9 protein-coding genes are annotated in these 11,771 nt (G+C 70.4%); 6 read left to right on the forward strand and 3 right to left on the reverse strand.

Going from position 1 to position 11,771, the window contains the following annotated elements; all coding sequences use genetic code 11:
• Window positions 1–17: 17 nt before the first annotated feature.
• On the reverse strand, window positions 18–842 hold the full coding sequence (locus ACRDPS_RS23835) for a hydroxypyruvate isomerase family protein (RefSeq protein ID WP_431504155.1): 825 nt from the start codon (window positions 840–842) through the stop codon (window positions 18–20).
• Window positions 843–1,051: 209 nt separating this feature from the next.
• On the opposite strand from ACRDPS_RS23835, the gene ACRDPS_RS23840 reads away from it, so the two are divergent.
• From ACRDPS_RS23840 to ACRDPS_RS23865, 6 genes are all read left to right on the forward strand, one after another.
• A complete protein-coding gene (locus ACRDPS_RS23840) occupies window positions 1,052–2,584 on the forward strand; it encodes a PucR family transcriptional regulator (RefSeq protein WP_431504156.1) in 1,533 nt (510 codons plus the stop codon).
• 267 nt (window positions 2,585–2,851) lie between these two features.
• Window positions 2,852–4,807: a 2-oxo-4-hydroxy-4-carboxy-5-ureidoimidazoline decarboxylase gene (gene uraD, locus ACRDPS_RS23845; RefSeq protein WP_431504157.1), complete on the forward strand. Its 1,956-nt coding sequence runs from the start codon at window positions 2,852–2,854 to the stop codon at window positions 4,805–4,807.
• Window positions 4,804–6,297, forward strand: a complete 1,494-nt coding sequence (locus tag ACRDPS_RS23850; RefSeq protein ID WP_431504158.1) for a xanthine dehydrogenase small subunit — start codon at window positions 4,804–4,806, stop codon at window positions 6,295–6,297. The genes uraD and ACRDPS_RS23850 overlap by 4 nt, the downstream gene beginning before the upstream one ends.
• A complete protein-coding gene (gene xdhB / locus ACRDPS_RS23855; protein WP_431504159.1) occupies window positions 6,294–8,675 on the forward strand; it encodes a xanthine dehydrogenase molybdopterin binding subunit in 2,382 nt (793 codons plus the stop codon). The genes ACRDPS_RS23850 and xdhB overlap by 4 nt, the downstream gene beginning before the upstream one ends.
• A 5-nt stretch (window positions 8,676–8,680) precedes the next feature.
• Entirely contained in the window at window positions 8,681–9,508 is an 828-nt protein-coding gene (gene xdhC / locus ACRDPS_RS23860) for a xanthine dehydrogenase accessory protein XdhC (RefSeq protein ID WP_431504160.1), read from the forward strand.
• An 8-nt stretch (window positions 9,509–9,516) separates the two neighbouring features.
• Window positions 9,517–10,818: a guanine deaminase gene (locus ACRDPS_RS23865; RefSeq protein WP_431504161.1), complete on the forward strand. Its 1,302-nt coding sequence runs from the start codon at window positions 9,517–9,519 to the stop codon at window positions 10,816–10,818.
• Window positions 10,819–10,875: 57 nt separating this feature from the next.
• On the opposite strand, the gene ACRDPS_RS23870 is transcribed toward ACRDPS_RS23865, so the two are convergent.
• Both ACRDPS_RS23870 and ACRDPS_RS23875 read right to left on the reverse strand, forming a co-directional pair.
• A complete protein-coding gene (locus tag ACRDPS_RS23870; protein WP_431504162.1) occupies window positions 10,876–11,388 on the reverse strand; it encodes a GNAT family N-acetyltransferase in 513 nt (170 codons plus the stop codon).
• Between the two features lie 23 nt (window positions 11,389–11,411).
• Window positions 11,412–11,657, reverse strand: a complete 246-nt coding sequence (locus ACRDPS_RS23875) for a ribbon-helix-helix domain-containing protein (protein WP_431504163.1) — start codon at window positions 11,655–11,657, stop codon at window positions 11,412–11,414.
• Between the last annotated feature and the right edge of the window lie 114 nt (window positions 11,658–11,771).

Here is an 11,771-nt window from a genome sequence, read left to right on the forward strand (position 1 = left end):
CCCGACGGTGATCTCGGTCAGAACGAGCCGACTCGGCAATTGGGCCGGCGCTCGCGCGGCAGCCATTCGAAGCTCTCTGCCGAGGTGGTGGCGGGCTTGTACTCCAGCCCGACCCAGCCGGCGTACCCGGCCGCCTCGAGCGCGGCGAGCTGCCGCTCGAGCGGGAGGTCGCCGGTGCCGGGCTCGTTGCGTCCCGGGGCGTCGGCGATCTGGACGTGGGCGATGCGAGCGGCGTACGCAGCGATCACCGCGTCGACGTCGTCGCCGTTCACGGCGAGGTGGTAGAGGTCGGCGAGCAGACCGATGTTGGCCTCGCCCGCTCGATCGATCGCCGCGATCGCGTCGGCGGCGGTGAGCAGCGGATAGCGGTCGGCGCCACTGACCGGCTCGACCAGCACGGTGCCGCCGATGCGGGCTGCCGCACGGGCGGCCAGCGCGAGGTTCTCGGCGCCGAGCTCGTCCTGCGCCTCGGCGGCGACGTCGTCGACGCGGTTGCCGTAGAGGGCGTTGAACGCGGTGCAGCCGAGCCGCTCGCCGATGCCGATCGTGACGTCGATGTTGTCGCGGAACTCGGTCGACCGGGCCGGCCACGAGACCAGGCCGCGGTCGCCGGCGGGCATGTCGCCGGCGAAGAAGTTGAGGCCGACCAGGTGCACCCCGGCGTCCTGCACAGCGGCGACGAAGGCGTCCACGTCCGCCTCGGACGGCACCGCCTCGGCGAACGGCCACCAGAACTCCACCGCGTCGAATCCGGCGGCCTTCACCGCAGCGGGGCGCTCGAGCAGCGGAAGCTCGGTGAACAGGATCGAGCAGTTCACCTCATAGCGGAGCTGGTGGGACATCAGCGCATTCCTTCCGTATCGTGGAATTTGATTTCTGTTATTCGGAAATATAAGGATGTGAGTGGAGTCACGTCAACCCTGGACGGACCCCGACCCGCGAGGAAGTGAAGAACCGACAACGGACCTGCCCTGTGCGGGCGTCGGCGTTGTACGTTCCTCTAAAGAGATCGCGCGGGTGGGGCGTACGAACGGCCAACCGTGGAGGCACCGTGCAACTGGCAGAGCTGTTGGAGACGCCCCACCTGGGGCTGCGGCTCCTGCATGCGCCCAAGGACGCGCTGGAGCGACCCGTGGGGCGCACCATCACGATCGACCTCTTGGAGCCTGGCCGCTACCTGACCGGCGGGGAGCTCGTGCTCACCGGCCTGGTCTGGCGCCGTGGCCCCGAGGACAGCGAGACCTTCGTGTCCTCGATCTCGGAAGGCGGCGCGATCTGCCTGCTGGCCGGCGCGGCCCTGCTCGGTGCGGTTCCCGACGACCTCGTCGCCGCCTGCCGCCGCCACCAGGTCGCCCTGGTCGAGGTCCCGGGCGACGTGGCGTTCGCCGACGTGACCGAGCACGTCGCGGCCACCGGCGCGGCCGGCGCGAGCGCCCGGATGTCGGCCAGCCTGGCCCGCCAGCGCCAGCTCCTCTCCGCCATCGCCTCGGGCCGCAGCCTCGACGAGCTGGCCGCCCGGGTGGCCTCCGAGATCGGCCACGCCTGCCGGGTGCTCACAGCCAGCGGCCGACACGTCGTACCCGGTCCTGGTGATCTCGACACCGACGTGGTCGATGCGCTCACCCGCCGCTTCCTGACCGCGGACCTGCTGCCCGCCGTGGCCGAGGTCGGGGGCCGGAGCTTCTCCCTGTTCGCCGTCGGATCGGGCCTGGCCGACCGCCTCACCGGGTGGACCGTGGTGATCGAGGGCGACCACACCACCTGGCCGCGAGAGGACCTCGACATGGTCCACGAGTTCGGCGCCATCACCGCGCTGGACCGCTCGCGGCGCGACGAGGGGCTTCGCGTCCGGCGACCTCTCGCTGCCGAGACCCTCGCCCATCTCGAGTCCGGTTCGTCACCCGCCGAGATCGGGACCGCGCTACGCCAGTCCGGGCTCGACCCCGACCGTCCGCTCGTGCTCGCCGTGGCCCAGCTCGGGCCGGGCGGCCCACCCGACGCGGTGGCCGCGGTGCTCGAGGACGTGGCCCTGGGCCTGGGACCATCCGTGGTCGCCAACGCCCGGGACGGATGCGCGGTCGCGTTCCTACCCTCACGCGCAGACCTCACCGATCAGCTGCGTACCTCGCTCGGTCGGTTGGCACCGGCCCTGCTCCGCGGCTCGCTGTCGGTCGGTCTGAGCGGGGAGAGCAGCATCGACGCACTGGCCGGCGCGCTCGAGGAGGCCCGGTTCGCGCACCGGGTCGCCCGCTCCGGCGGCGGTGCGGTGGCGCTTTCCAGCTCGGAGGAGGTCACCTCACACGTACTGCTGCTCGCCACGGTCCCCGACGACATCCGCCGCACCTACGCGCAGCGCGTCCTCGGCCCCGTCCTCGAGCACGACCGGCGCACCGGAAGCGATCTGATGGCGACCCTCGACCGATTCCTGACGTACACCGGGTCATGGACACGTACGGCGGAATCGCTCCACCTGCACGTCAACAGCGTGCGCTACCGGATCTCCCGGATCGAGGAGCTGACCGGGCGTGACCTGGGCACGATGGAGGACCGCGTCGACGTCTTCCTGGCCCTCAGATCGCTGTGAACACGGCCCGAGCCGAACTGGTCCGCCGGCCGCATGTAACACGTCGTTCGTAGGACTACTCGCCCTATTGGAACGACCGGATAGTCCTACGAACGACGTGTTACATGCGATCCCTCGCCCGGTTTGGAGCATCACACAAAGGGCCGGATCCGCGTGGACCGCATCTTCGGATGATCGACGGATGCCCAAACGAGACCGAAGAAGGAAGGCTGTGAGGTACGTCACGCTCACCAACCGCGAGAGCGCCCCCGAGAAAGGTGTGAGGCGATGAATGCCAGAGCAGTCCTGAGGTCGATCCGGCCGCAGCGTAAGGGTGCTGCCGGCACCACCCACCCCGTCGACGAGGTGCTCCCGGCCGGCAAGCTCGCCGTCTACGGCTTCCAGCACGTGCTCGCTTTCTACGCCGGCGCCGTGATCGTCCCGATCCTGCTCGCCAACTCGATCGGGTTGAGTCAGCAGGAGCTGATCCACCTGATCAACGCCGACCTGTTCACCTGCGGCATCGCCTCGATCATCCAGTCGGTCGGCTTCTGGAAGGTCGGCGTACGCCTGCCGCTGCTGCAGGGCGTCACCTTCACCGCCGTCTCGCCGATGATCGCGATCGGGCTCGCTGCCGGTGGCGGCACAGACGGACTGCTCGTGATCTACGGCGCGGTGATCGTCGCCGGGCTCGCGACCTTCTTCATCGCGCCCTTCTTCAGCCGCCTGATCCGGTTCTTCCCGCCGGTCGTGACCGGTTCGGTGATCACCATCATCGGCATCGCCCTGCTGCCGGTCGCAGCGGCGGACGCCACCGGTGGCGCCGGCCCGGCCTCGGACCCCACCAGCGGCCGCAACCTCGCCTACGCCCTGGGCACCCTCGCGCTGATCGTGATCATCCAGCGCGTGTTCAAGGGCTTCATGGCCACCGTCGCCGTGCTCGTCGGCCTGCTCGTCGGCACCCTGGTGGCGTGGGCCCTGGGCGACGCCCACTTCGACTCGGTGGCCAGCGCCGACTGGGTCGGCGTCACCACCCCGTTCCACTTCGGCTGGCCACAGTTCTCCGCTGCCGCGATCGTGTCGATGGTGGTGGTCATGCTGATCACGGCCGTCGAGACCACCGGTGACGTCTTCGCCACCGGCGAGATCGTCGAGAAGCGGATCGGTCGCGAGGACATCGCCCGCGCCCTGCGCGCCGACGGCCTGGCCACGACCTTCGGCGGCGTCTTCAACTCCTTCCCCTACACCTGCTTCGCCGAGAACGTCGGCCTCGTCCGGCTGACCCGGGTCAAGAGCCGCTGGGTCGTAGCCTCCGCCGGCCTGATCATGGTGCTGATCGGACTCCTCCCCAAGACCGGTGCGATCGTCGCCGGCATCCCGCACCCGGTCCTCGGAGGCGCCGCGCTGGCCATGTTCGCCACGGTCGCCGTCGTCGGCTTCCAGACCCTCAGCAAGGTCGACTTCCACGACCACCGCAACGTGGTGATCGTGGCCACCAGCGTCGGGCTGGCGATGTACGTCACCGCACAGCCCGAGGTCTCCCAGGCCGTCCCCGGCTGGGCCGAGATCATCTTCGGCAGCGGCATCACCCTCGGCAGCCTCACCGCGATCCTGCTCAACATCGTCTTCCACCACGTCGGCCCGAACTACGGCCCGGCCGTCGCCGGACAGCCCGGCGACGGAGTCCGGCTCGACCAGGTCAACCAGATGGGACGTACCGAGTTCGTGGAGACGTTCGACGGCCTCTTCCAGGGACCGCGGTGGATGGTCGAACGGGCCTGGGAGCAACGGCCGTTCACCGACACGCACGCACTGCGCCGAGCATTCCAGGACACGCTCTTCAGCGGCTCCGTCGAGGAGCAGCGTGAGCTGATCGAGGCCTACCCCGAGCTGGGCTCGCGCCTGGTCTCCGACGGGATCGTCGGTGAGGAGTCGCTGCGTGACCAGTCCTCGCGCGGCCTGACCCACCTCGCCGAGCCGGACCAGGAGGCTCTGACCTCGGTCACCGACGCCTACCACGAGCGGTTCGGCTTCCCACTGGTCATCTCCGTACGCGACTCCACCTCGCTCGACCGGATCCTCGCCGAGGGTCGCGAGCGGCTCGGCAACTGCGAACGGCAGGAGCACGCCGCGGCGCTCATCGAGATCGCCAAGATCGCCGGTCACCGCTTCGACGACTTCTTGCGCGAGGCCAACCCGATCCACAGCGCCCGCACCCGCAACCCGATCCGGAGCCAGTCATGACCACATCCAGCGCCCCCTGTGTCCCCTGGGTGACGGTCAACGGGGACGAGCTGCCCCTAGCCGGGGTCGCCGCCCACACCACCGCCCTCGACTGGCTGCGCGGCCGCGGCCTCACCGGCGCCAAGGAGGGCTGCGCCGAGGGCGAGTGCGGCGCCTGCTCGGTGCTGGTCGCCCGGCCCGGCACCACCTCGCCGACCGAGTGGACCTCTGTCAACGCCTGCCTCGTGCCGGTCGCCGCGCTCGACGGTCAAGAGCTCGTCACCAGCGAGGGCCTGGGGTCCAGCGACGAACTGCACCCGGTCCAGCAGGAGCTCGCCGTACGCGGCGGGTCGCAGTGCGGCTACTGCACACCGGGCTTCGTCTGCAGCCTGGCCGCGGAGTTCTACCGCCCGGGACGGGTCTCGACAAGCTCGACCACCGGTGACGGGGACGAAGCCGAGGTGTGCGATCACGAGCACGGCCCGAACGGCGTCGATCTGCACGCGCTGAGCGGCAACCTGTGCCGCTGCACCGGGTACCGCCCGATCCGGGACGCGGCGTACGCCCTGGGCTCGCCGGAGGACGGCGACGCCCTCGCGTCCCGTCAGCAGCAGCCGCCACCCGAGCCGCGACCGACCCGGATCTCCGTCGACGGCGCCGAGTTCGTCCGCCCCGAGACGCTCACCGAGGCACTGGGTCTGCTGGTCGAGCGGCCGGAGGCCCAGGTCGTGGCCGGCTCGACCGACTGGGGCGTCGAGGTCAACCTCCGCGGCCGCCGCGCGCCTCTGGTCGTGGCGGTCGACCGGCTGCCCGAGCTGCGCGAGCTCTCCTTCCGGACCGGCCACGTGGAGATCGGCGCGGCCCTCACGCTGACCGAGATCGAGCGCAAGCTCAACGGCCGGGTGCCGATCCTGGCCGAGCTCTTCCCCCAGTTCGCCTCGCGCCTGATCCGCAACAGCGCGACGATCGGCGGCAACATCGGCACCGCGTCCCCGATCGGCGACGCCCCGCCGGCGCTGCTCGCGCTCGACGCCGAGCTCGTCCTGGCCTCGCCGCGCGGCGAGCGGGTCGTCTCGCTGGCCGACTACTTCACCGGCTACCGCGAGACGGTCCTGGCCGCCGACGAGCTGATCCGCAGCGTACGGCTCCCGCTGCCGCTGGCCCCGCTCGTCGCCTTCCACAAGATCGCCAAGCGCCGCTTCGACGACATCTCCAGCGTGGCCGTGGGCTACGCGCTCGAGATCGCCGACGGAACCGTGGTCCGTGCCCGGATCGGGCTGGGCGGCGTCGCGGCCACCCCGCTGCGCGCCGTCGCGACCGAGGACGCACTGGTCGGGCAACCCTGGACCGAGGAGTCCGTACGCCGCGCCGCGGCCGTCCTCGCCGGCGAGGGCACCCCGATGGACGACCACCGCGCCAGCTCGTCCTACCGCTCCGCGATGCTGGGCCAGTCCCTGCTGCGCCTGTTCCACACCCACCCAGAGACCCACCGCGAGGAGGTGTCGGTATGAGCGCCCTGTCCGAACGCCCGGAGAACCCGATCGTCGGGATCCCGATGCCGCACGAGAGCGCCGCACTGCACGTCACCGGCGAGGCGCTCTACACCGACGACCTGGTCGGGCGGATCGCCGGCACGCTGCACGCCTGGCCGGTCCAGGCCCCGCACACGCACGCCATGGTAACCGCGCTGCGGGCCGAACCGGCGTACGCGGTCCCGGGCGTGGTCCGCGTACTGACCGCAGACGACGTACCCGGCGTCAACGACGCAGGCACCAAGCACGACGAGCCGCTCTTCCCGACCGAGGTGATGTTCCACGGCCACGCGGTGTGCTGGGTCCTCGGCGAGACGCTCGAGGCCGCCCGGCTGGGCGCGGCCGCGGTCGAGGTCGACTACGAGCCGCTGGCCTCGCTCGTCACGGTGACCGAGGCGATCGCGGCGGAGAGCTTCCAGGGCACCCCGCGCAACCTCGCTCGCGGCGACGCGGCTGCCGCTCTCGAGAACGCCGCCCACGTCTTCGAGGGCGAGTTCGAGTTCGCCGGCCAGGAGCACTTCTACCTCGAGACCCACGCGTCCCTCGCTCTTGTCGACGAGGGTGGCCAGGTGCTGGTGCACAGCAGCACCCAGCACCCCTCCGAGACGCAGGAGATAGTCGGCCACGTGCTCGGTGTCCCGAGCCACGAGATCACCGTCCAGTGCCTGCGGATGGGCGGCGCGTTCGGCGGCAAGGAGATGCAGCCGCACGGCTACGCGGCCATCGCCGCGCTCGGCGCCACCCTGACCGGCCGTCCGGTACGGCTGCGCCTGAACCGCACCCAGGACATCACCATGTCCGGCAAGCGCCACGGCTTCCACAGCACCTGGCGCGCCGGGTTCGACGACGAGGGCCACATCCTCGCCCTCGAAGCCACGCTGACTGCTGACGGCGGCTGGAGCCTCGACCTGTCCGAGCCGGTGCTGGCCCGCGCGCTGTGCCACATCGACAACGCCTACTGGGTGCCGAACATCCGCGTCGACGGCCGGGTCGCGCGTACGAACAAGACCTCCCAGACCGCGTTCCGCGGCTTCGGCGGCCCGCAGGGCATGCTCGTCATGGAGGACCTGCTCGGCCGCTGCGCGCCCCTGCTCGGCATCGACCCGATCGAGCTGCGGCGCCGCAACTTCTACCAGCAGGACCAGACCACGCCGTACGGCCAGCCCGTACGCCAGGCCGACCGGCTGGCGGCCTGCTGGGACCAGGTCGCCGACTCGGGCGAGGTCGCTCGCAGGCGCGCCGAGATCGCAGAGTTCAACCGCACCCACCCTCACACCAAACGCGGCCTGGCGATGACGCCGGTGAAGTTCGGCATCTCGTTCAACCTCACCGCCTTCAACCAGGCCGGCGCCCTCGTCCACGTCTACAAGGACGGCTCGGTGCTGATCAACCACGGCGGCACCGAGATGGGCCAGGGTCTGCACACCAAGATGCTTCAGGTGGCCGCCACCGCGCTCGGTCTGCCCCTGTCCCGGGTCCGGTTGGCCCCGACGCGCACCGACAAGGTCCCGAACACCTCGGCGACCGCGGCCAGCTCCGGCGCCGACCTCAACGGGGCGGCCATCAAGAACGCCTGCGAGCAGATCCGCGAGCGGCTCGCCCAGGTCGCCGGCGGCCGTCTCGGGATCAGCCCCAGCGACGTACGTTTCGACGACGGTGTCGTCCACGGCCTCTCCCCCGCTTCAGGGGAGATCGGCTGGAACGAGCTGGTCAACGCCGCCTACCACCAGCGGGTGCAGCTGTGGGCGGCCGGCTTCTACCGCACCGAGGGTCTGCACTGGGATCCCAACGTCATGCAGGGCGAGCCGTTCAAGTACTTCGCCAACGGGGTCGCGGCGTCCGAGGTCGAGGTCGACGGTTTCACCGGCGACTACACGCTGCGGCGCGTCGACATCGTCCACGACGTCGGCGACAGCCTCAGCCCGCTGATCGACCTCGGCCAGATCGAGGGCGGCTTCGTGCAGGGCGCCGGCTGGCTGACCCTGGAGGACCTGCGCTGGGACACCTCCGACGGGCCCAACCGCGGCCGGCTGGCGACGCAGGCGGCGAGCACCTACAAGCTGCCGAGCTTCTCCGAGATGCCCGAGGACTTCCGGGTGAAGCTGCTCGAGAAGGCGCACGAGGAGGGCGTCGTCTACGGCTCCAAGGCCGTCGGCGAGCCCCCGTTGATGCTCGCCTTCTCCGTACGCGAGGCACTGCGCGAGGCGGCCGCCGCCTTCGGCCCGGCCGGCACCAGCCTCGATCTCGGTTGCCCCGCGACCCCGGAGGCCGTCTACTGGGCACTCGACAGGGCCCGTACGCCGCATGCTGCTGCCTCCGCCGGCGAGCCCGAGCCGGCCATGGCCGGAGGGAAGTGATCACGATGGAGTGGCTCAACGCCGTCCAGCGACTGCGCGAGCAGCGGGTCCCCGGCGTACTGGTGACCCTGACGTCCGTGCGCGGTCATTCGCCGCGCGAGGCCGGGGCGAAGATGGTCGTCTCGGCCGACCGCACCTGGGCCACCGTCGGCGGTGGCAACCTCGAGGCGGTCGCGATCGAGCGCGCTCGGGCGATGCTCAGCGAGGACCGTGCGGTGCCGGAGAACCTGAAGGTGTCGCTCTCCGACAAGGCGCCCTACCAGCACGGCGTGCAGTGCTGTGGTGGCGAGGTCGAGCTCCTGCTCGAGCCGCTGCCGGTCGTACCGTCCGTGGCCATCTTCGGGATGGGCCACGTCGGGCTCGAGCTGGCGCGCATCCTGGCCCGCCACGATCTCGAGCTACACCTGGTCGACTCCCGCGCCGCCCAGCTCGAGCCTGAGCAGCTGCGCGGGCTGGACGACGCCGTCGCCGGCATCCACGTCCACCAGGTGCCGGTGCTTCCCGAGCTCGTCATCGGCGAGCTGCCCGAGGGCACCCACGTCCTGGTCATGACCCACGACCACGCCGAGGACGCCGCGCTGTGCGACGCGGCGCTGCGCGCGTCCCATCTGGCGTCGATCGGGCTGATCGGCTCGAGCGCCAAGTGGAGCCGGTTCCGGGCCAAGCTCGCCGACGAGGGCCACACCCCCGAGGCGATCGCCCGCATCACCACACCCATCGGCCTTCCCGATCTCGGCGGCAAGGAGCCGGCCACGATCGCGGTCAGCGTCGCGGCCCGGCTGCTCCAGATCTTCGCGGGCGAGCCCGCATCAACCGAACAACAACCAAGGTGAACCCCACGATGACGCTCTTCCGAGGAACCTTCCTCGATACCCCGGACGACCCCTTCACCGGCGGTCGGCTCCGCGCCGAGCAGGACGCCGCACTGCTCGTACGCGACGGCGTGATCCGCGCCCGCGGCGGCTACGCCGACCTGCACCGTCAGCACCCCCAGGAAGAGGTCGTCGACCTCTCCGGCGGCTTCGTGCTGCCCGGCTTCGTCGACACCCACGTGCACTTCCCGCAGGTACGCGTCATCGGCGGCCTCGGCCTGCCGCTGCTCGACTGGCTCGACCAGTGCGCCCTCCCCGAGGAGGCGCGCTTGGCCGACCCCGCCTATGCCAAGGGGGTCGCCACCGACTTCGTACGCGGCCTGGTCGGCGCCGGCACCACCACGGCGCTGGTCTTCGGCAGCCACTTCGCGCCCGCGGTCGACACGGTCTTCGCCGAGGCCGCCCGGGTCGGACTGCGGATCACCAGCGGACTCGTGGTCAGCGACCGGCTCATCCGCGACGACCTGCTCACCGACCCGGACCGGGCCCGCGAGGAGTCTCTTGCCCTCGCGGACCGATGGCACGGTATCGGCCGGGCCCGCTACGCCGTGACCCCGAGGTTCACGCTGTCGTGCACCGACGACCTGCTCGCGGCCTGCGCCGACGTGCTCGGCGCGGTACCGGGCGCCATGTTCACCTCTCACGTCAACGAGAACTCCCGCGAGATCGAGGTCGTCGAGGAGCTCAGCGGCTGCGACTACGTGACCTCCTACGACCGGCACGGCCTGGTCGGCGCCGGCACCGTACTGGCCCACAACGTCCACCCCACCGACCCCGAGCTCGCCCTCCTGGCCGCCCGCGGCGCCGGCGTCGCCCACTGCGCCTCCAGCAACGCTGCTCTCGGCAGCGGCCTGTTCCCGCTCGCCCGCCACCGTGCCCACGGCGTACGCGTCGCGATGGGCTCCGACGTCGGCGCCGGCACCGGGTTCTCCCTGCTCAAGGAGGGCCTGCAGGCGTACGTCACCCAGCAGCTCCTCGGCGAGGCCGGTCACCCACTGACCCCCACCCACCTCCTCCACCTCGCCACCCGCGCCGGCGCGGAAGCCCTCGGCCTGGGATCCGCGGTGGGCGACTTCTGCGTCGGCCGCCGCTTCGACGCCCAGTGGATCAAGCCCGCCCCGAGCACACCCCTCGACGTCGGCCTCACCCACGCCGCCGACCCCACCAACGCCCTGGCGAAGATGTTCGCCCTCGGCACCCCCGCCGACGTACGCAGCGTCTGGATCGAGGGCGAGCCCGTCAACACCCCCGACCCCCACCTCGTCGGCTGACCCGTTCCCAAGATCGAGTCGGCTCGTCCTGACACGAAATCAGGCCGAGTCGGCTCGTTACGACGAGCCGACTCGACGAGCCTTCGGGTTTGACTCACACAGGTCGAGGCTCATCACGATGTCGGTCTCACGCAGACCTGTGCGAGGGATCTCGGTCTGTTCGACCACAGCGAAACCGTGCCGCTCGTAGAGACCGACCGCGCTTCTGTTGGTTCCTACGACCTCGAGAGTCAGTCGTTGGGCACCTTCGAGCGCCGCCCAGTCTCGAACGGTGATCACTAGAGCGTCTCCGAGTCCGGTGCCCCGATGGCTTGGCGCTACCCAGAGACCGGTCAATTCTCGTTCGGTGGCTGAGTCGGTGTGAATGCCGCAGGCCAGCCCCACTGCAACGTCCGCATCGAACGCCGCGAACCAGGCATTGTCGGTAAGTCTGGCCTCCCACGTTTCTAGTGAAAGCCCGCGCTCACGCGGCACCGACGAACCGAAGGCCTCCGGTGACTCCGTCATCGCGGCCACTCGCAGGTCCAGAGCGGTCGCCCACTCCGTAGGTTCCAACATCCGAACGGTCATGCGGGGATGCTAGGGCACCGCGATCACATCGTCATCCACGCCGCGTACCCGGCCACAGCGCGCCTGATCACCTCGGATCGAGACAGGTGCTCCCGCTCGGCCAGAGCGTCCAGGGTTTCGAGCTCTTCGGCAGTGAGACGGACGGCAACGACCTGCATCGGCTCGGCGCCCCGCCCCTGTCGACCTCGTCCGCGACGCTTCAGCTGATTGACGTCGTAGCCCGCTTCGGCCTCATCCGCCCACTTCTGAATCTGCTCGGCAGTACCCATAAGAAAATCGTATGACGAAAAACCAGATGCCTGTGTGGCGTGCTCGCCCTTCTTCAAGGTCGAGTCGGCTCATCCTGACGCAAAATCACGCCGAGTCGGCTCGTTATAACGAGC

Source organism: Nocardioides sp. (genome assembly GCF_050699375.1).
Taxonomy (GTDB): domain Bacteria; phylum Actinomycetota; class Actinomycetes; order Propionibacteriales; family Nocardioidaceae; genus Nocardioides.

Coding starts and splice junctions, on each gene's coding strand:
- ACRDPS_RS23835 (WP_431504155.1), bottom strand. CDS start 842: ATGTCCCACCAGCTCCGCTATGAGGTGAACTGCTCGATCCTGTTCACC.
- uraD (WP_431504157.1), top strand. CDS start 2,852: ATGAATGCCAGAGCAGTCCTGAGGTCGATCCGGCCGCAGCGTAAGGGT.
- ACRDPS_RS23850 (WP_431504158.1), top strand. CDS start 4,804: ATGACCACATCCAGCGCCCCCTGTGTCCCCTGGGTGACGGTCAACGGG.
- xdhB (WP_431504159.1), top strand. CDS start 6,294: ATGAGCGCCCTGTCCGAACGCCCGGAGAACCCGATCGTCGGGATCCCG.
- xdhC (WP_431504160.1), top strand. CDS start 8,681: ATGGAGTGGCTCAACGCCGTCCAGCGACTGCGCGAGCAGCGGGTCCCC.
- ACRDPS_RS23865 (WP_431504161.1), top strand. CDS start 9,517: ATGACGCTCTTCCGAGGAACCTTCCTCGATACCCCGGACGACCCCTTC.
- ACRDPS_RS23870 (WP_431504162.1), bottom strand. CDS start 11,388: ATGACCGTTCGGATGTTGGAACCTACGGAGTGGGCGACCGCTCTGGAC.
- ACRDPS_RS23875 (WP_431504163.1), bottom strand. CDS start 11,657: ATGGGTACTGCCGAGCAGATTCAGAAGTGGGCGGATGAGGCCGAAGCG.